The organism is Corallococcus sp. Z5C101001 (assembly GCF_007352635.1).
In the GTDB taxonomy this organism is placed as follows: Bacteria; Myxococcota; Myxococcia; order Myxococcales; family Myxococcaceae; genus Corallococcus; species Corallococcus silvisoli.
The window spans coordinates 40,399-60,238 of sequence record NZ_VKLU01000009.1 but is presented as its reverse complement, the minus strand read 5'-3'; the positions used below and the strand labels follow the sequence as shown (position 1 = coordinate 60,238).

Sequence of the window (19,840 nt, the reverse complement as noted above, 5' to 3'; positions counted from 1 at the left end):
GGAGGAGCCCGCGCAATGGCTCCGCGCATCCCCCCGTGTGAAAGTCAGACACCGCGCCCTGGGTAATCCCGACCCCGGGGCGCGGGCGCCATTGCTTCTGCTTCAGCCCGCCTGCCGCTTGGCGGGAGCGCTCTCGTCCCACTTCTCCATCAGCACGTTGGATGGGAGCGTTTCGTCCAGCAGCTTGTGCGCGGCCTCCGCGCCGGTGACGGGCAGCCCCTTGCGCTCCAGCAGGCCCAGCTGCACGAGCACGGACGCCTGATCCCAATAGATGTGCTCGTGGTAGAGCTTGTCGCCGCGGAAGTTCACCACCGCGACGAAGGCCGCCTCCACGTACTTGCCGGTGGGCGGGATGCCCGGGAGCATCCAGTCCATCTCGATGTCGTGGGTGAAGCTGAAGATGAACTCATCCACGACGCGGTCCGCGCCCACCGTGCGGGACAGGAGCGTCATCTTCGTGTCCTTGGGATTGGCGTGCACGAAGTGGTTCTCGTAGAAGCGGTGCAGGTACTCCGCGCCCACGCCGCCCGTCATCACCGGGACGCTGTTGACGTATGGATGGGCGACCATGGTCTTCATGGTCGCGTCGGCGTCCCGGATGGCGAACTCCAGCTCCGTGTGCCGGTCCCAGAGCGCCGCCAGGTCGTAGCGCGGCCCCATCACCCGCTTGAGCAGCGCGAGGGTGCGCGTGTGCGCCGTCATCTGCGAGGGCCGGTGGTAGGCCGGCGAACCCTCGCGGAAGAACCCATGGCGGACGCCCGGATACATGTACAGCTCCACATCCGCGTGGAGGTGCTGCTTCACGCGCGCCACCGCGGACGGGGGCACGAAGCCATCCCACTCCGCGAAGTTGAGCGCGATGGGCGCCGCGTCCTCCCCGGCCTGCGCCAGCACGTCCTCCATCCCCGGCGCGCAGTAGGCCACCGCGCAATCGACGTGACCGTGCGCCGCCAGCTGCGCGGCCAGCGTGCCGCCCAGACCGAAGCCCAGCGCCCCCACCTGCTTGTGCCCCTTGAGCCCGACCACCTCCGGAAGCGCCCGCGCCCAGGCCACCACCGGCTTCAGGTCCACCTCCTCCGGCTCCCCCCGCGACGCGAGGTCCGGCACCACCACCACGTAGCCCTCCTCACTGAAGCGCTCGGCCATCAGCTTCAGGTGAGCGTTGCCCTCGAAGGCTTCCACCATCAACAGCAGCAGGCCTGGACCACTGCCTGACGCTGGACGGCGGATCCACGCCCTCATCGGGTCGCTCCCATCCACGGGAATCCACGTCGAGCTGTCGTTCATTGTCGCGCACCCTCCCCATAGCGGACACTATTTGAGTCCGGACGGATCGCCTCCCGGACGTCTGGCATTGTAGCAAATCGTCCACACGTATGCCTCATCTAATGAGACGTTTTGATACAGGTGGATAGTTGTATGGCTTTGACTGAAGGAATCAGCCAGCACTGCAACGATTTGCCTACATGACGCGACAGCCCTCTTGTTTCAGGCCGTCAGGGGCGCGGTGGCGCGCGAGCGCACCTCTCCCAGCGCCTGACGCGGCAGGCAAAGGAAGAAGCAGGTGCCCGTCTCTGGGGTGGACTCCACCCGGAGGGTCCCTCCGTGGGCCGTCACGATGCTGTGCGCGATGTAGAGGCCCAGGCCCAGGCTCTCGCGGCGGCCCGGGCCGTCCCCGTGGCGGAAGGGCTGGAAGAGCGCGGGCAGCAGCCGCGCGGGGATGGGGGCCCCGGCGTTGTGGATCTCCACATGGACGGTGTCCACGCCCTGCTCGGAGGTGCGCAGGCGCACGGGCGTGTCCCCGGGGCTGTACTTGAGCGCGTTGTCCAGGAGGTTGGCCAGCACCTGCGCCAGCCGGTCCAGGTCCCACACGCCCGGGAGGCTGTCGTGGGCGAACTCGCAGAGGATGGAGCGCTCCGGGCGCGCCGCGCGCAGCTCGTCCGTCACCTTGCGGCACAGCTCGTTGAGGTCGCCCGCGCCCGGCACCACCGGGATGCCTCCGCCCAGGCGGGCGCGGGTGAAGTCCAGCAGCTGATCCACGATGCAGTGGATGCGCTCGCCGCCCCTCGCCACGCGCTCGAACGCCTTGCGCTGTCCGTCCGGCAGCGACTCGCGCGACAGCTGGGTGGTCGCCGTGGTGAGGATGGCCGCCAGCGGGGTGCGGATGTCGTGCCCCACGATTCCCACCAGCTGCTGCTCCAGCTCCGCGGCGCGCATGAGCTCCTCCTCCATGCGGTGGCGCTCCGCCAGCTCCAGCGCCTGGGCCCGCAGCTTCTCACCGCGCAGGTACAGCTCCACGAACACCGACACCTTGGCGCGCAGGATGTCCGGGTCCACGGGCTTGAGCAGGTAGTCCACCGCGCCGGATTCGTAGCCCCGGGTGACGTAGGCCGCCTCGCGGCTGAGCGCGGTGATGAAGAGGATGGGCAGGTGCCTCGTGCGCTCGCGCGCGCGCACCAGCCGCGCCGTCTCCAGTCCGTCCAGCCCTGGCATCTGCACATCCATCAGCACGCAGGCGTACTCGTCCAGCAGCAGCGCCTTGAGCGCTTCGTCCCCTGAGCGCGCCGACACCACCTGCTGGCCGAGCGGCTCCAGGATGGCCTCCAGGGCGAGCAGGTTCGCCGGCAGGTCATCCACCAGGAGGATGCGCGCTCGGGGCGCGTCCGGCGCGGCGGCGAGGCGGTGGTGGGAGGTCGCGTCGGAGATGGGCGTGAGCGCGGTCGTCTTGGGAGCGGAGGGCTGCGTCGTCTTGGGAGCGGAGGGCTGCAAGGCGGGAGTCACTCGGGCGTTGAGGTGGAGCGGCTCAAGGGGGGTGAGCCGGACTCCGAGGCTGCCCGGGCCCACCCGATGTCGAGCGCTGGCATGCAACACGGCCCCCGAGACACGTTGTTCCCTGCACCTGTATTCAAAAGACACAGCGTGACAGGAATTCAGGCTCAAAACGGGTCCGTTGCAATTCCTGTCAGGAGCGTAGACTCCGCGCGCATGACGCCCCCGGTTCCTCGCACGCTCCTCCTTGGTCCAGCCGAATTGCGCGCCCTCGTGGAGGGCGTGGGTCTGAACGTCTTGATGGATGAGCTCATCCAGGCGCTGACCCAGGCGCTCCGGGAGCTGGACGACTCCGTCCTCCAGGTGCCCCGGCGCGAGGGCTTCGCGTCGGCGAGCGAGTCGCGGCCGGTGGGGATGCTCGGCTGGATGCCCGCAGTGCGGCGCGGCGAGACGCTGACCTTGAAGGTGACGGGCTCCCTGCCCGCCAACCGGGTGGACGCGGGGCTGCCCACGGTCGTCGCGAGCCACAGCGTCTACGACGTGCGCACCGGCCACCTGCTGGCGGTGATGGACGGCGTGCTCGCCACGGCGCTGCGCACCGGGGCCGCGTCGGCGGTGGCCAGCCGCTGCCTTGCCTCGCCGGACAGCCGCGTGGTGGGGCTGGTGGGCTGCGGCGCGCAGGCCGTCTCGCAGTTGCACGCGCTCAGCCGCGTGTTCCGCCTGGAGCAGGTGTTGGTGCACGACGTGGATCCGGACGCGGCGCGCTCCTTCGTGCGGCGCGTGGCGTTCCTGGACCTGGACGTGCGTCCCACGCTGCTCCCGGACCTGGAGGCGCGCGCGGACATCCTCTGCACCGCGACCACCGTGGCGCCTGGCGCGGGGCCCGTCATCTCTGGCCACTCGCTCCAGGCGCACGCGCACGTGAACGCGGTGGGCGCGGATCAGCCGGGCAAGACGGAGCTGCCGCTGGCGCTCCTGCGCCGCAGCCTGGTGTGCCCGGACTTTCCCGCCCAGGCGCGCCTGGAGGGCGAGTGCCAGCAACTCCACCCGGATCAGATTGGCCCGGACCTGGCCACCGTGGTGCAGCAGCCAGAGGAGTTCCTGGGCTGGCGCCAGCGCAACACGGTGTTCGACTCCACCGGCCACGCGCTGGAGGATCACGTGGTGACGCGCCTCCTGCTGGAGCACGCGCGGCGCATGCAGCTGGGCACCCTGGTGGCGCTGGAGGGGCTGGGCGGTGATCCGCTCGACCCCTACGGGTTGGTGCGCGGTGACGCGGGGGCCTGGATGGACACGCCCCGCCGCGCCACCGGCACCTGACGTTCACCGCGCGACACGCTGCCCCAGCGGGTGACATCCAAGCGTGCAGGGCTTCCGTAAGGCTCTTCACGCATGCTTGCGCCATCCCCTTCGCCGCGCGGCGCTCCGCGCCTCGTGCGTCACCTGGCCCTGACGCTGTCGCTGGGCCTCGCGGGCTGTGGCCAGACGCCCGCGTCGGAGCGGGTCCCGTTCACCCCGGCATCCCGCGACACGGTGCTGGAGCACGTCCCGGCGACGGCGACGGATGCGAAGGCCCGCGAGCGCGCCGCGCTGCGCAGGGCGCTGGCCTCCCGCGCGGATCAACTGGACCTGGCGCTGCGGCTGGCGCGGCTGGACATCGAGGAGGGACGTGCCTCCGGGGACCCCCGCTACCTGGGCCGGGCGCAGGCGGCGCTCGCGCCGTGGTGGGACGCGGCCACTCCGCCCACGGGCGTGCGCCTGCTGCGCGCCACCATCCTCCAGGGCCGCCATGAGTTCCCCGCCGCCCTGGTCGATCTGGAGGCCCTGGTGCGCGAGGCCCCCGAGGATCCGCAGGCATGGCTCACGCGCGCGGTCGTCCTGGGCGTGAGAGGCGAACACTCGGAGGCCTTGAACAGCTGCGCGGCGCTGGCCCCGCTGGCGGGCCCGGTGGCCGGGGCGGTGTGCCAGGCGCAGGTGAAGAGCCTGGCGGGACGCTCCCGGGAGGCGTACGCGCTGCTGTCCGCCGCGCTGGCCCGGGGCGCCCATGGCGTGGGCGAACAGGCCTGGGCGCTGTCCACACTGGCCGAGGCCGCCGCGCGCGCGGGGGACACCGAGCGCGCCACGAAGCTCTACGCCCGCGTGCTGGCGATGGACCCGGCCGACGCGTACACGCGCGCCGCCTACGCGGACCTGCTGCTGGACCTGGGCCGTCCGCGCGACGTCATCGCGCTCACGAAGGACCACGGCCAGGACGACAACCAGCTCTTGCGGCGAGTGCTCGCGGAGGTGGCCCTGGGCACGCCGGAAGCCCCCGCGCTCACCGCCGAGCTGGCTTCGCGCCACGCGGCCAGCCACCTGCGCGGTGACGCCCTGCATGCCCGCGAGGAGGCGCGCTTCGCCCTCCACGTCGAGAAGGACGCCGCGAAGGCGCTGAAGCTGGCCCAGGCGAACTGGGAGGTCCAACACGAGCCGTGGGACGCGCGCATCCTCCTGGAGGCCGCGCTCGCCCACCACTCGCCCGACGCCGCCCTCCCCGTCTTGAAGTTCCTGGAAGCCAGCGGCGCGGACGACCCCGGCCCGCTGGCGCTCGCGGAGCGCGTGCGAAAGGCCACCCCATGAAGGCCCTGTCCCTGGCGCTGCTCCTCCTCCCCGTTGTCGCGCTGGCCCACAAGCCGAGCGACAGCTACCTGCACCTGGACCGCGCGGGCGAGGGCTTCACCGGGCGCTGGGACGTGGCCCTGCGCGACCTGGAAGAAGTCTTGGTCCTGGACGCGGATGGCGACGGCGCCATCACCTGGGCCGAGCTGGGCGCGCGGCAGGCGGACGTCTCGGGCTACGCGCTCGCCCGGCTGAAGCTGTCCGCGGAGGGCGCCCCGTGCCCGCTGTCCCCCGCCGCCGCGCTGCGAGTGGTGCGTCACTCCGACGGAGCCTACGCCGTCATCGACTTCACCTCCGCGTGCCCGGTCGCGCCGCGCGCGCTGGACGTGGACTACTCGCTGCTCTTCGATCGCGACCCGCAGCACCGGGGCATCGTGCGGGTGGGCAGCGACGGCGCCGGCGAACCCCTGGTCCTCTCCGCCTCGCGCCACACCGCCCAGGTGTCCTTGGAAGGGCTGTCTCCCTGGAGGCGCTTCGGTCAGATGGTGCACTCCGGCATCGAACACATCTGGGCGGGCATCGATCACCTGCTCTTCCTCCTGGCGCTGCTGCTGCCGTCCGTCCTTCGGCGCGACCGTGCGACGGGGCGTTGGGTTCCAGTCGGAGACTTCGGCGCGGCGGTGAAGGACGTGGTGAAGGTGGTGTCTGCCTTTACGCTCGCGCATTCCCTGACGCTCAGCGCCGCGTCCCTGGGCTGGGTGTCGTTGCCATCACGGCTGGTGGAGTCCGCCATCGCCGCCAGCGTCGTCGTCGCCGCGCTCAACAATGTCTTTCCGCTGATGGACCGCACCCGGTGGCTGGCGGCGTTCGCGCTGGGCTTGCTCCACGGCTTCGGCTTCGCGTCCGTGCTGGCGGACCTGGAGCTGCCCGCCGGTAGCCTCGCCGTCACACTGTTTGGATTCAACGTGGGCGTGGAGCTGGGGCAGCTCGCGTGCGTGGCCGTGTTCCTGCCGGTCGCATTCGTCCTGCGCGGGACACCTGTGTACCGCAGGGCATTGCTCGTGGGCGGCTCCGCGGTGATCGCCCTGGTGGCGTGTGCTTGGTTCGCGGAGCGCGCTTTCGGCGTAGCAATGTCTCTCACCTGACGGCGCGCGCCGCTGGGATAACGGATTCGTCCACTCTGGGAAATCCGCTCGAACTCCCCCCGCGTAAATGCAGTGCGCGGCTGTATGTCCTGCGCCCGCACGACTCCGGGACGTCACTCCGCAGCTTCCACCAAAGCAGGAGGAGCCTCACATGAGAGCAAAGAAACTCGCGGCGGTTCTCACCATCGCGACGACGCTGGGTGCTACCGGGGCGATCGCGTCCAGCCACCGGGAAGCGCCCTTCATCACCCAGTCCCCCAAGGTCGACGGGACCGACCTCTACTTGTTCCGCAGCTACGAAGCGGGCCGCGCGGACTTCGTGACGATGATCGCCGACTACATGCCGTTCCAAGAGCGGTATGGCGGTCCGAACTTCTTCACGATGGATCCGGAGGCGCTGTATGAGATCCACATCGACAACACCGGTGACGCACAGGAGGACCTCACCTTCCAGTTCCGCTTCACCAACACGCTGGCCAACTCCGACAAGGGCGCGGCGCTGACCATCGGCACCGGCGCGGACGCGAAGTCGGTCCCCGTGCCGCTCTTCAACGTGGGTCCCATCACCACCGCGAACCAGGCCAACCTGAACGTGAAGGAGTCCTTCACGCTCAAGGTGATCCGCGGCAACCGCCGCACCGGCACCGCCAAGAACGTGACCAACGCGGCGGGCGGCTCGACCACCTTCCTCAAGCCCACCGACTACATCGGTACCAAGTCGTTGGGTGACCTGGCCGCGTACGAGGCCTACGTCAAGGAGCACATCTACACGGTGAACATCCCGGACTGCCCCACGCCGGGCAAGGTGTTCGTCGGCCAGCGCAAGGAGCCCTTCGCGGTCAACCTGGGGCCGATCTTCGACCTGGTGAACGCGCCCGCGGCCATCATCACCGACCCTGCCAAGCGAGACGCGGTCCCGAATCCGCTGGCGCATAACAACATCACCACCCTGGCCCTGGAAGTGCCCATCGCCTGCCTCAAGGGCACCAGCCAGGACATCATCGGCGCGTGGACCACCGCCAGCGTGCGTCAGGCGCGCGCCATCAACCCCACGCCCACGTTCGCGAATCCCGCGCGTGAGGGCGGCGCGTGGCAGCAGGTCAGCCGCCTGGGCATGCCGCTGGTGAATGAGCTCATCATCGGCCTGCCGGACAAGGACAAGTTCAACACCAGCCAGCCCAAGGACGACGCCCAGTTCGCCACCTATGTGACGAACCCCACGCTGCCCGCCCTGCTGGAGACCCTCTTCGGCACGAAGGCGCCCACCGTCTTCCCGCGCGCGGATCTGGTGGCGGCGTTCCTCACCGGCGTCACCGGCGTCAACGCCAACGGCTCCACGGCGGAGATGCAGCGCCTGAACATGGCGCTGCCGGCCACCCCCAAGGCGAACCAGAACAACCTGGGCGCCGCGGGCTGCTTCCTCAACGGCAAGCTGGACACCACCCTGGCCGGCTGCGACCCCGCGGGCTTCCCCAACGGCCGCCGCCCCGGCGACGACGTCGTGGACATCGAGCTGCGCGTGGCCATGGGCTACCTGCTGGCCAACGACACCCAGGCCCCGTCCCGCAACGTCGCGTTCACCGACGCCGTGCTCCAGGACGCGTCGCAGTTCGACGCCGTCTTCCCCTACCTGACGACCCCCAACGCGGGCGCCAACGGCAACGGGACGTGATGCCATGCGCCACCTGAGAGCAATGGCCTGCATCCTCGTCCTCGGCGCCGGCGTGGCCTACACCGGGTGCGGCGCCGACGACAACAAGCCAGATGGCAGCGACCTCCCGGACTCCGGCACCCCGGACGCCGGCCCGGACGCCGGCCCCACCGGCATCGAATTCACCACCTTCGTGCGGGACCTCATCGACACCCAGACCAACGACACCGCCGAGCCCGTGGCGCTCGACGACAAGACCTTCGTCGACACCGAGCCTCCGAACGCATTCCCGCCGGCCTTCTTCCAGTAGCCGAAGGCCGAAACGGGCAGCCCACCACCGGCTCCGGTGGCCCGCCCCGAGGTCCGGTGACAGCACCGGGCGTCGGGGCGGTTTCGTTTCAGAATCGGCTCCGAGTCGGCACACAACTTCGCTGACAATCCCGGCGATAATCGCGAAAGCAACGTCTTTCCAATCTTCCTGGGATTTTTCACCATGACCATCCGCGCTTCCTCCTCCCGCGTCACCTCCACCGCCACCGCGAGCGTGGCCGCCACGGCCACCGCCGTCACGGCGCCGCCGGCCGGGTTGGGGAAGGGGGATTCGGGGCCCAAGGTGAAGCAGCTCCAGCAGGGGCTGGTGAAGCTGGGATACCTGACGCAGGCGCAGATGAACTCGGGGCCGGGCACCTTCGGACCGGCGACCGAGGCGGCGGTGAAGAAGTTCCAGACCGCCCAGGGCGTGCAGGCCACGGGCTATTACGGGGACCAGACGGCGGCGGCGCTGAAGAAGGCGCTCACGAAGGTGTCCACGCCGACGACGCCCACCCAGCCCGGGAAGTTCACCAAGCCCGCGGTCATCAGCGCGCCGTCGCCCAACAGCGACTCGCGCAACGGCGCGGACATCGACACCATCGTCCTGCACCACACCGGCTCCAACAATGGCTCCGGCGACGTGGCCTGGCTGCGCAACCCGGACAGCCAGGTGTCCGCGCACTACGTGCTGGACCGCGACGGGAAGATCTATCAACTGGTGGGCGACACGAAGCGCGCCTGGCACGCGGGCAAGGCGGAGCTGCACGGCGTCCCCACGGACGTGAACGCGCGCTCCATCGGCATCGAGATCGTCAACGACGGCAGCGGCAAGACGGCCTTCACCGACGCCCAGTACAAGTCGCTGACCCAGCTCGTGGGCTACCTGAAGCAGGAGTACAAGGTTCCGGCGAACAACATTGTCGGACACAAGGACGTGGCCGTCCCCAAGGGCCGCAAGGACGACCCGGCCGCCAACTTCGACTGGAACCGGCTGCGCAAGGGCATTGGCGGCTGAGCAGCGCTCGCCGCGCCGCCTCCCCCGCGACCACGTGCACGGAACCACCGGAGCGTGCTAGAAGACCGCCCCGGTGCTCCGCTTCTGGCTCATCCTCTGTCTGCTGGTGCTCGCTCCGCTCGGGGGCGGGCTCGCGCATGCCCTCGGGCCAGTGGCGGCGGAGACGTGCCTGACGGGCTGTTCGGATGACGACGCCCGGGGCCAGTGCGCGCCCACCTGCGCGGACTGCGTCTGCTGCACCCACGTGCGGCCCCTGGCCGTCGCGGTGCCTCTCCCGGGGCTCGTGAGCGCTCCGCTCCGGGCCCCGCGCATCTCGCTCGAAACCCACGAGCCGTCGTCCGCTGACGCGGATGACATCCTGCACGTCCCGATAGCGCCTCTCGCGTAGGCCCGCGTCCGCAGTCCGTTCGCACGCGCCCCGCCACCGGTGTGCCCGGCTTTCCGCCCGGGCGCGCTGGCGTGCGTGGCCCGCCTTCCAAGAGGTCTTCCTTCCGTGCCCATCCGTTCAACGACGGCAGCCTTGGGGCTGGCCGTCGCCCTGCTCTGTCCGCGCCCTGGCGGCGCGGCTTCCTCCCGCATCACCCTTCAGGATGCCCTCACCCTGGCGCGACAGTCCGCGCCCGCGCTCGTGGAGGCTCGGGCTCGCGTCCGCGCCGCCCAGGGGCCGGTGGCGGGCGCCGCGCCGCTGCTTCGCAACAACCCCCAGCTCGACTTCCAGACCGGGCCACGACTGCTCTCCAACGGCGATCCCGGCTGGGACGTCGCGGTGGGGCTGTCGCAGCCCTTCGAGCTGGGGGGAAAGCAGGGCCTTCGCCGGGAGGCGGCGCGCGCCGGGCTCTCGATGGAGGAGGCCCGGCTGCGCGACGCCGAACGACTCCTGCTGGGAGACGTGGCCGGCGCCTACCTGCGCATGCTGCACGCCCGTGAGCGGCTGAAGCTGGTGAGCGCCGCCGCGGACGCGGCGTCCCGCACCGTCCAGGCCACGGAGCGACGCTTCGACGCCGGAGACGTGCCGGTGGTGGACGTCAACGTCGCGAAGGTGGCCTGGGCCCGGGCGCGCGCGGAGGCCCAGGTGGCCCAGGGTGAGCTCAACGCCCTGCTGGCGGAGCTGGGGGGACGGATGGGCTTCGTCCCCGGGGCGACGCGCGAGTTCGATGACGACCTGCGGGCCCTGGCCCTGGCCCCTCCGCGGGTGTCCCAGGCTCGACTGGAGGACCGCGCGGACCTCGCGGCCCTCGCGCAGGAGCAGGTCCAGGCGAAGGCCACCGCGACGCTGGGCAGGCGCCTGGTGCTGCCCGACGTCTCCGTGGGCGTGCGCTACCAGAAGGAGGCGGATGAGACGGTGGTGCTGGGGACGCTCAGCGTGCCCCTGCCCGTCTTCTCACGCGGCCAGGAGGCGCGCATCACGGGCGACGCGGACCTGAGCCGAGCCGAGAATGAACTCAAGGCCGCGCGCGTCCTCGCGGAGGCCCAGCAGCGCGCCGCGAGCGAACGCCACGGCGCGAGCCAGGATGCATTGAAGGCGCTGGAGGAGATCCTCCCGCTCCTGGACGACAACGCGTCCCTGGCCCAGCGCTCCTACGACGCCGGCGAGATGGACCTCGCCGCGTTCCTCCTCATCCGCCGCGACACCCTGGAGGCGCGGGCCGCGTGGCTCGACGGCCTCCTGCGCGCGGCCCTCTCCCGAGTGCAGCTCGAAGTGGAAACCGGAGTCCTGCCATGAAGCCCACCTTGCTGCTGCTCGCCACCCTGCTGAGCCTCACCGCCTGCAAGTCCTCCCAGGCGGAACACGCCGACGCGCGCGAGGACGGCCACGACAAGGCGGCCCCGGAGAAACCCCATGACGAATCCGGAGACGCGGTCCACGTGCACGTCTCCCAGGAAATGCTGCGGGACCTGCGCGTCACCACCGCGAAGGTGGAGGCCCGTCCCGGAGGAGAGAGCGTCACCGCGCTGGGCGAGCTGACCTTCAGCGAGGACGCCTACGCGGAGGTGTCCTCGCCGGTCTCCGCGCGCGTGGCCGCGGTCGCCGTCACCACCGGACAGGCGGTGAAGCAGGGCCAGCGGCTGGCGGAGCTCCAGAGTCCGGAGCTGGGGCGCGCCCGCGCGGATCTCCAGGCCACCCAGGCTCGCGCCACCGCCGCGCGACAGGCCGCGGAACGCAAGCGCACCCTGGCCGAGGAGCGCATCGTCGCGCGCAAGGACGTGCAGGCCGCGGACGCGGAGGCCGCCGCGGCGGAAGCGGAGGTCGCCGCCGCGAAGGCCGCCCTGGTGGCGCTGGGCGGCGGGAGCGCCGGAGGCGACGGCACGTCGGGCTTCGTGCTCAAGGCGCCCATCGACGGCACCGTCGTGGAGCGCGCGGCGCGGCTCGGGCAGATGGCGGATCCCTCGCAGCCGCTCTTCCGCATCGGAGACCTGTCGTCGCTGTGGCTCATCGTCCACGCCTTTGAACGGGACGCGGTGCGGCTGAAGCCGGGCACCGAGGCGCGCGTCACCTTCGCCGCGTACCCGGGCCAGGAGTTCGCGGCGAAGGTGGGCCACGTGGGGCAGCGAGTGGATCCCCGCAGCCGCACCATCCCCGTCCGGCTGGAGCTGGACAACAGCAAGGGGCTCCTGCGGCCGGGCATGTCCGCGACCGCGTCCGTGCCGCTGGGCGAGCCGGGCGCCACGCTCACCGCCGTGCCCGCGGCCGCGCTCCAGCGGATGGAGAACGGCTGGGTGGCCTTCCTGCCCACGCCGGAGGTGGGCGTCTTCGAACAGCGTGAGGTGGGCCGGGGCCGCAGCCTGGGAACACAGGTGGAGGTGCTGTCGGGGCTCGCCGTCGGCGAGCAGGTGGTCGTGGAGGGAGCGTTCCTGCTCAAGGCCGAGGTGGAGAAGTCCAAGGGCGGAGGTGATGAACATGGCCACTGAACCTCGCGCGACGCTCCCAGGGCGCATCCTGAGCGCCTCCTTCGCCCGGCCGGGACTCACCGTCCTCCTGGTCCTGGCGCTGGCGGCCTTCGGACTGGTGGCCCTCAAGAACCTGCGACAGGACGTGTTCCCGGACCTGTCCGCGCCCATCTTCAACGTCATCGTGCAGAACCCGGCCATGGGCGCCGAGGAGCTGGAGACGGCGGTGGCCATCCCCATGGAGGTGACGCTGGCGGGCCTGCCGCAGGTGCGCCGCATCCGCTCCACCTCGCAGCTGGGCGTGACCCAGGTGACGGTGGAGTTCGAACCGGACGCGGACTACTTCCGCAGCCGCCAGTACGTGGTGGAGCGCGTGGCGCAGGCGCAGGCGGAGCTGCCGCCCGGCACCGACGCGCCGCTCGTCTCCAGCCTCACGGGCCGGCTCAACGAAGTCTTCGAGTTCACGCTGGAGGCGGAGCCTGGCAGCGCGGACCTGATGGCGCTGCGCGACCTGGCGGAGTTCGACATCAAGAACCGGCTGCTCGCGGTGCCCGGCGTCGCGGGCGTGGAGCGGCTGGGCGGCTACCTGCGCCAGTTCCAGGTGCTGCTGGATCCGGATCAGCTGGTGGCGCGCGGCATCACCCTGGACGAGGTGCAGCACGGCCTGGAGGGCGCGAGCCTCAACGCGTCCGGAGGCTTCGTGGTGCAGGGGGCCATGGAGTGGACGGTGCGCGCGGTGGGCCGGGCGGAGACGGTGGAGGACCTGAACAACACCGTGGTCGCGCTGCGGGACGGCACGCCCGTGCTGCTGGGGGACGTGGCGGACGTGCGCGAGGCGCCCGCGCTGCGGCGGGGCCTGGCGCACCGGCTGAAGGGCGAGGTGGTGAGCTGCCGCGTGAGCAAGCAATTCGGCGCGGACACGGTGCGGGTGGCCGCGGGCGTGCGCGCGGCCATCGACGAGCTGCGCCGCTCGCTGCCGCCGGGGGTGGAGCTGCGCGTCGTCTACGATCAGTCGGAGCTCGTGGGCTCCGCGCTGGGAGGCGTGGGCCGCGCCATCCTGCTGGGCGCGTTCCTGGTGGTGGGCGTGCTCTTCCTGATGCTGGGGGACTGGCGCGCGGCGCTCATCGTCACGCTCACCCTGCCCCTGTCGCTGGCGCTGGCGGGGTTGCTGTTGAAGGCGGCGGGCGTCGGGTTGAACACGATGACGCTGGGAGGGCTGGCCATCGCGGTGGGCCTGCTGGTGGACGCGGCCATCATCGTCGTGGAGAACGTCATCCACGACCTGCGCGAGGGCCGGGGGCGCCGCTCGGTGCGCGACGAGGCGCTGGCCGCGGCGATGGAGGTGGGCAGGCCCATCGCCTTCGCCACGCTCATCGTGGTGGCGGTCTTCATCCCGCTGTTCGCGATGACGGGCATCGAGGGCCGCATGTATCAGCCGCTCGCCGCGGCGGTGGTGGCGTGTCTGGCCGCGTCGCTCGCCCTGGCGCTCACGCTGGTGCCGGTGGTGTCGGGGCTCCTGCTGCGCGCCCCCCGCGAGGATGCCCCCGAGGACGTGTGGCTCATCCGCAAGGTGAAGGCCGCCTACGCGCCGCTGCTGGAGAAGTGCATGCGCCACGCGGGGCTGGTGCGCGTGGTGGCGCTGGCCATCACCGTGCCCGCGCTGGGGCTGGCCTTCATGGTGGGCAGCGACTTCATGCCCCGCCTGGACGAGGGCGCGTTCCTCATCCAGACGGTGCTGCCGCCGGAGGCGTCCCTGGACGAGGTGGACCGGCTCAACCACCGCGTGGAGGACGTGCTGCGCGAGTTCCCGGAGGTGGACGACGTGGTGCGCCGCACCGGCCGCGCCGAGCGCACCGAGGACCCGATGCCCCACACGCTCTCCGACGTGCTGGTGGTCCTCAAGAAGGACGCGCCCGGGGACCGCGAGGCGCTGGAGAAGCGGATGCGCGAAGCGGTGGAGAAGGTGCCCGGCGTGTCGGCGCTCTTCACCACGCCGCTGGGCATGCGCATCGACGAGGGCCTGGGGGGCAGCCCCGCCGACCTGTCCGTGCGCATCTTCGGGCCGGACCTGGAGACGCTGGCACACCTCGCGGAGCAGGCGCGCGCCGTGATGGCCAAGGTGGACGGCGTGGAGGACCTGCGGGTGGAGAAGTTGAGCGGCCTCCCCCAGCTGCGCATCGCGGTGAACCGCGCCGCGGTGGCCAGGGTGGGCCTGACGCCCGGGGACGTCATCCGGGCCATCCGCGTGGGGCTCGTGGGCGAGGAGGCCGCGCAGATCTGGCGGGGCCAGCGCCGCTACGACCTGGTGCTGCGCCTGGCGGACCATCGCCGGGGCGACGTGAACGCCCTGCGCAACCTGCTGGTGGACGGCCACGACGGCACGCGCATCCCGTTGAGCCAGCTGGCCACGATTGAAGAGACCTCCGGCGCGGGGAGCGTGCGGCGCGAGGCGGGCAGCCGGCGCATCGCGGTGGAGGCCGGGGTGTCCGGGCGCGACCTGGGCAGCACGGCGGCGGAGGTGCGCGAGTCCCTGGCCCAGGGGCTGAAGCTGCCCACGGGCTACTTCGTGGACGTGGGCGGCAAGGTGGAGAGCCAGGAGCGCGCGGCGCAGTCGCTGACGGCGGCCATCGCCGTGGCGCTGCTGGCGGTGTTCATCCTGCTGTACCTCGCGCTGGGTTCGGTGGCGGAGGCGCTGGTCATCCTGGCCACGCTGCCAGACGCGTTCGTGGGCGGCATCCTCGCGCTGCTGCTCGCGGGCGAGACCTGGAACGTCTCCAGCCTGGTGGGCCTCATCGGCCTGTTCGGCATCGCGGTGCAGAACGGCCTGGTGCTCGTCGCGCAGACCAAGGACCTGATGGCCCGGGGCAAGCCCTTCGCGGAGGCCGTGCGTGAGGCGAGCCTCGGACGGGTGCGTCCCAAACTGATGACGGCGGGCACGGCCATCCTCGGCCTCCTGCCGCTGCTGGTGCTGCCGCTTCACGGGACGGAGATTGAACGCCCCCTGGCGGTGGTGATGGTGGGCGGACTCGTCACCTCCACCCTGTTCACGCTGCTGGCGCTGCCCACGTTCTACGCCCTGGTGCACGGCTTCCAGGAGCGCCTCCAGGCCCGCCGGGCGGCGCGAAAGGCCAGCGCATGAGCCTGTCCTCCGAGGCGCTCGGCGCGCTGCTGCGCCACCACCACGCCTTCCTCGCGTTCCTCACGCCGCGCGTGGGGAGCCAGGAGGCGGCTCGCGAGGTCCTGCAAGCCGCCTTCGTGAAGGGCATGGAACAGGGAGGCACCCTGCGCGAGGACCAGAGCGCGGTGGCCTGGTTCTACCGGCTCCTGCGCAACGCCCTGGTGGACCGCCACCGCCGGGGCCAGCGCGAGTCCTCCGCGCTGGAGTCCCTGGCGCGGGAGCAGCCGCTGTCCACCGCGGAGGATCCAGGCCTGGAGGCCACGGTGTGCGGCTGCGTGGCGGGGCTCGCGGGCGCGCTCAAGCCGGAGTACGCGGAGGCCCTCCGGCGGGTGGACCTGGAGGGCCTCCCGGTGGCGGAGTACGCGAAGGAGGCCGGCATCTCCGCCAACAACGCGGCCGTGCGGCTGCACCGCGCGCGGCAGGCGCTGGGACGCCAGCTGGTGGCGCTGTGTGGCCATTGCTGCGCGCAGGGCTGCGTGGACTGCGCGTGCCCGCCCTCCTGAAAATGCGGGTGTAAGAGCGCGCGGGGCCGGGCGTCAGCCAGGGGGAACGCTTCTGGAGGTCCCCATGGATGTCGTCACCTTCACCCGGCCGGCCCTGCCCGCCGCCACCCTCGCCTTCCTGCTCTTCGCCATGGTGTTGCCCTCGGTGCGCCTGCGCAGGCGCACGGGCCGGCCCGCCCTGGTGCTGCACCGCTCGGGGCCGCCGCTCCAGCGCGTCATCGGCGTGGGCATGGCGCTGTTCATGCTGGCCACCGTGCTCTGGAGCGCGGCGCACCTGGCCCTCGGCGAGCAGGCGCTGGGGGTGTGGCGCGTTCCGGACGCGCTCCGCTGGAGCGGCTGGGCGTGGGTCGTCGTGGGGTTCGCCGTCACGGTGCGGGCCCAGGGCGAGATGGGCGCGTCGTGGCGCATCGGCATCGACTCGGAGCGCACGGAGCTGGTGACGGCCGGGCTCTTCGGCGTCGTGCGCAACCCCATCTTCAGCGGGATGCTCCTCGTCGTGACGGGCCTGGTGCTCGCGACGCCCAGCGCCTGGACCGTGATGGGCTGGCTCGACTACGTGCTGCTGGTGTCGCTCCAGGTGCGGCTGGAGGAGGACCACCTGCTGCGCCTGCACGGGAGCGCGTACCAGCGCTACGCGGCGCGGGTGGGCCGCTTCGTCCCGGGCGTGGGGCGCTTCCCGGCCATGGCCCCTGCTCCGCGCATCACAGTGTGATGTGGGGGGTCACACTCCATCGCGATCCGGGCGGAGGCGTGCTCCGCCGGACGCCGTCATTCCGTGGGGTTGCGGCACCCAGCGCGGTGGCCCGGCCCTTGCTCAAGGGGGCCCGGTGTCCTGGCTCCCGTACAGGCATGCCCATTCCGAGGTCTCGTGTGCACTGGAAATCCTCCTGGCTTCTCACCGTTCTCCTCCTCGCGGGCTGCGCCTCCGTCCAGAAGGAGCGCGGCCACCTGGAAGTGGCGGCACTCGTGGAGGAGCGGACGGGCCTGAAGACGCGTTGGAACCAGGGGACGCCGGAGGACGCCCAGGTTCAACAACACCTGGATGCCCTGCTGGGCAGCGACCTCACGTCGGACCGTGCCGTGGAGGTCGCGCTGCTCAACAACCCGTCGCTCCAGGGGACGTACGAGGAGCTGGGCGTGTCCCAGGCGGACATGGTGCAGGCCGGGCTGCTGACCAACCCGTCCTTCAGCGGGAGTGTCGGCTTCCCGCTGTCCTCGGAGGGCGTCACCGAGTCCGAGTTCTCCATCGTCCAAGGCTTCGTGGACCTCTTCACGCTGCCGCTTCGCAAGCGGGTGGCGAAGGAGCAGTTCATCGCGGACACCCTGCGCGTCGCGCATGAGGCGCTGGCCACCACGGCGGAGGTCCGCCAGACGTTCACGGAGGTGCAGGCCCGCCAGCAGCTCGTCGCCTTGCGCCGCGAGGTGGTCCAGGCCGCGGACGCGGCGGCGGACCTCTCCGCGCGGCAGCGCGCCGCGGGAAACGTCACGGAGCTGGCCCTGGCCACGGAGCAGGCCTCCCTGGAACAGGCCCGGCTGGAGCTCGCGCAGGACGAGCTGGCGCTGTTCGAGGCCCGTGAGCACCTCAACCGCCTGATGGGCCTCTTCGGCGCGAGGGTCCAGTGGACGCTGGTGGAGAAGCTGCCGGAGGTCCCCACCATCGAGTCCTCGCTGGAGCACCTGGAGACGCTCGCCATCCGGCAGCGGCTGGACATCGACGCGGCCCGGAAGCAGGCCTCGCTCCTGTGGAACGCGCTGGAGCTGGCGCGCAGCACGCGCTTCTTCGGTCGCGTGGAGGTGGGCGTGCACACGCACCGCGACGCGAACGGGCCGCGCCTCTTTGGCCCCACGCTGTCGCTGGAGCTGCCCATCTTCGATCAGCGGCAGGCGCTCATCGCGAAGCTGGAAGCCCAGTACCGCCAGGGCGAGGACCGGCTGACCGAGCTGTCCGTCAACGCCCGCTCGGAGGTGCGCGCCACCCGGGCGAGGCTGATGACGCTCCGGAACATGGCGGAGCGCTACCAGAAGGTCGTGCTCCCGCTGCGCACGACCATCGTCGACGAGTCCCAGCGCCAGTACAACGCGATGCAGATCGGCCTCCCGGCGCTCCTCCTCGCACGGCGCGAACAGGTGGAGGCCTGGAGGGCCTACCTCGAAACAGTCCGCGACTACTGGATGGCGCGGGCCGACCTGGAGCGCCTCGTGGGCGGACGCCTGCCCACGGGCCCTCTGCCCACGGGCACCCCCGAAGCTCCCACGCCCACCCCTTCCCCGGAACCCACCCATGAACACCACGACCACTGACGACCCCCAGGGCGCCCCCGAGGACACGCGGTCCGAAGAGCCCCGAACCGGCCCGGACGTTCCCGCCCTCACGCGCCGGAGCCTGCTCGCGCGCACGGGCGCCACGCTGGCGACAGGCGCCCTGCTGATGCACGGCCGCGACGCGCGGGCCCAACCCGCCGCGCCTGGCGCGAAGCAGGCGCACCTGCCGCCAGGACGAGAGGGGCGCGACTACCGGCCCGTCGTCGTGCCCAACGGGGCGAAGCTGCCCTGGCGGGACGTGGGCGGCGTGAAGGTGTTCCACCTGGTGGCGCAGGAGGTGGAGCACGAATTCGCGCCCGGCCTCAAGGCCACGTGCTGGGGCTACAACGGACACGTGCATGGGCCCACCATCGAGGTGGTGGAGGGCGACCGCGTCCGCTTCTACGTCACCAACAAGCTGCCCGCGCACACCACGGTGCACTGGCACGGCGTCCTGCTCCCCAGCGGCATGGATGGCGTGGGGGGCCTGAACCAGAAGGCCATCGCGCCGGGGGAGACGTACCGCTACGAGTTCACGGTGCGCCAGTCCGGCACGTGCATGTATCACTCGCACCACGACGAGATGACGCAGATGGCGCTGGGCATGGTGGGCATGTTCATCATCCACCCGCGCAAGCCGGTGGGACCGCGCGTGGACCGGGACTTCGCCATCATGCTGCACGAGTGGCGCATCGACCCGGGCGCGCGGCGCCCGGACCCCAACGAGATGACGGACTTCAACATCCTGACGATGAACGCGAAGGCGTTCCCCGGCACGGCTCCGCTCGTCGTGCGCCAGGGCGAGCGGGTGCGGATCCGGTTCGGCAACCTGAGCGCGATGGATCACCACCCCATCCACCTGCACGGCTTCCAGTTCCGCATCACCGAGACGGACGGAGGCCGCATCCCGGACAACGCGCAGTGGCCGGAGACGACGGTGCTGGTGCCCACCGGGAGCACGCGCACCATCGAGTTCGTCGCGGACGAGCCTGGCGACTGGGCCATGCACTGTCACATGACCCACCACGTGATGAACCAGATGGGCCACGATCTGCCGAACATGATCGGCGTGAAGCCCGACGGCCTGGACGCGAAGGTGCGCCCGCTGCTCCCGGGATACATGACGATGGGGCAGACGGGCATGGGGGACATGGGCGGCATGCACCACATGCCCGTGCCCGCGAACTCCATCCCCATGGTGGGGGGCAAGGGCCCCTACGACGACATCACCATGGGCGGCATGTTCACGCTGCTCAAGGTCCGCGCGAAGCTGGACGGCGAAGGCGATCCGGGCTGGTACACCCCACCGCCGGGAACGCAGGCACAGCTGGCCCAGGCGGACGAGCTTCGCCGCGACGGCATCGACGTCTGAGCGTGGCCGGCAGGGGGCGTGTCTGTCCTCGCCTCGCCCCACGAGCGAAGCAGGCACGGGGGGAAGAGCCTCCGTGCGAAGCAGCCCTGGGGCTCACGGCCGTTGCA

At 71.3% G+C, this 19,840-nt stretch carries 16 protein-coding genes; 14 read left to right on the top strand and 2 right to left on the bottom strand.

Features of this window, described 5'->3' with window-relative positions; genetic code table 11:
• Positions 1 to 102: 102 nt before the first annotated feature.
• Positions 103 to 1,287 carry an alpha/beta fold hydrolase gene (locus FOF48_RS20805; RefSeq protein WP_143904380.1) on the bottom strand — a complete coding sequence of 395 codons (1,185 nt, stop codon included), beginning with the start codon at positions 1,285 to 1,287 and terminating at the stop codon, positions 103 to 105.
• Positions 1,288 to 1,488: 201 nt separating this feature from the next.
• Positions 1,489 to 2,769, bottom strand: a complete 1,281-nt coding sequence (locus FOF48_RS20800) for a hybrid sensor histidine kinase/response regulator (protein ID WP_186002003.1) — start codon at positions 2,767 to 2,769, stop codon at positions 1,489 to 1,491.
• Between the two features lie 282 nt (positions 2,770 to 3,051).
• On the opposite strand from FOF48_RS20800, the gene FOF48_RS20795 reads away from it, so the two are divergent.
• The 14 genes from FOF48_RS20795 to FOF48_RS20730 all read left to right on the top strand — a co-directional run bounded on the left by FOF48_RS20795 (position 3,052) and on the right by FOF48_RS20730 (position 19,733).
• On the top strand, positions 3,052 to 4,089 hold the full coding sequence (locus FOF48_RS20795) for an ornithine cyclodeaminase family protein (protein WP_255442467.1): 1,038 nt from the start codon (positions 3,052 to 3,054) through the stop codon (positions 4,087 to 4,089).
• Positions 4,090 to 4,161: 72 nt separating this feature from the next.
• Complete coding sequence (locus FOF48_RS37570) at positions 4,162 to 5,388, top strand: tetratricopeptide repeat protein (protein ID WP_143904374.1); 1,227 nt, start codon at positions 4,162 to 4,164, stop codon at positions 5,386 to 5,388.
• A complete protein-coding gene (locus FOF48_RS20785; RefSeq protein ID WP_143904372.1) occupies positions 5,385 to 6,512 on the top strand; it encodes a HupE/UreJ family protein in 1,128 nt (375 codons plus the stop codon). Before FOF48_RS37570 ends, FOF48_RS20785 begins: the two co-directional genes overlap by 4 nt.
• Before the next feature lie 151 nt (positions 6,513 to 6,663).
• Entirely contained in the window at positions 6,664 to 8,184 is a 1,521-nt protein-coding gene (locus tag FOF48_RS20780) for a DUF4331 domain-containing protein (protein ID WP_143904370.1), read from the top strand.
• A gap of 4 nt (positions 8,185 to 8,188) precedes the next feature.
• Positions 8,189 to 8,473 (top strand): hypothetical protein, encoded by a 285-nt coding sequence (locus FOF48_RS20775; RefSeq protein WP_143904368.1) that lies wholly within the window; start codon positions 8,189 to 8,191, stop codon positions 8,471 to 8,473.
• A 183-nt stretch (positions 8,474 to 8,656) separates the two neighbouring features.
• Positions 8,657 to 9,490, top strand: a complete 834-nt coding sequence (locus tag FOF48_RS20770; protein ID WP_143904366.1) for an N-acetylmuramoyl-L-alanine amidase — start codon at positions 8,657 to 8,659, stop codon at positions 9,488 to 9,490.
• A gap of 73 nt (positions 9,491 to 9,563) precedes the next feature.
• On the top strand, positions 9,564 to 9,878 hold the full coding sequence (locus FOF48_RS20765; RefSeq protein WP_143904364.1) for a hypothetical protein: 315 nt from the start codon (positions 9,564 to 9,566) through the stop codon (positions 9,876 to 9,878).
• Positions 9,879 to 9,983: 105 nt separating this feature from the next.
• Positions 9,984 to 11,213: a TolC family protein gene (locus FOF48_RS20760; protein ID WP_143904362.1), complete on the top strand. Its 1,230-nt coding sequence runs from the start codon at positions 9,984 to 9,986 to the stop codon at positions 11,211 to 11,213.
• Positions 11,210 to 12,400: an efflux RND transporter periplasmic adaptor subunit gene (locus FOF48_RS20755; RefSeq protein ID WP_143904360.1), complete on the top strand. Its 1,191-nt coding sequence runs from the start codon at positions 11,210 to 11,212 to the stop codon at positions 12,398 to 12,400. Before FOF48_RS20760 ends, FOF48_RS20755 begins: the two co-directional genes overlap by 4 nt.
• Entirely contained in the window at positions 12,390 to 15,518 is a 3,129-nt protein-coding gene (locus FOF48_RS20750; RefSeq protein ID WP_143904358.1) for an efflux RND transporter permease subunit, read from the top strand. The genes FOF48_RS20755 and FOF48_RS20750 overlap by 11 nt, the downstream gene beginning before the upstream one ends.
• Complete coding sequence (locus FOF48_RS20745; RefSeq protein ID WP_143904356.1) at positions 15,515 to 16,060, top strand: RNA polymerase sigma factor; 546 nt, start codon at positions 15,515 to 15,517, stop codon at positions 16,058 to 16,060. The genes FOF48_RS20750 and FOF48_RS20745 overlap by 4 nt, the downstream gene beginning before the upstream one ends.
• Positions 16,061 to 16,124: 64 nt before the next feature.
• Positions 16,125 to 16,772 carry an isoprenylcysteine carboxylmethyltransferase family protein gene (locus FOF48_RS20740; protein WP_143904354.1) on the top strand — a complete coding sequence of 216 codons (648 nt, stop codon included), beginning with the start codon at positions 16,125 to 16,127 and terminating at the stop codon, positions 16,770 to 16,772.
• Positions 16,773 to 17,014: 242 nt separating this feature from the next.
• Complete coding sequence (locus tag FOF48_RS20735; RefSeq protein WP_255442462.1) at positions 17,015 to 18,361, top strand: TolC family protein; 1,347 nt, start codon at positions 17,015 to 17,017, stop codon at positions 18,359 to 18,361.
• Positions 18,342 to 19,733 carry a multicopper oxidase family protein gene (locus tag FOF48_RS20730; protein ID WP_143904351.1) on the top strand — a complete coding sequence of 464 codons (1,392 nt, stop codon included), beginning with the start codon at positions 18,342 to 18,344 and terminating at the stop codon, positions 19,731 to 19,733. The genes FOF48_RS20735 and FOF48_RS20730 overlap by 20 nt, the downstream gene beginning before the upstream one ends.
• Positions 19,734 to 19,840: the final 107 nt, after the last annotated feature.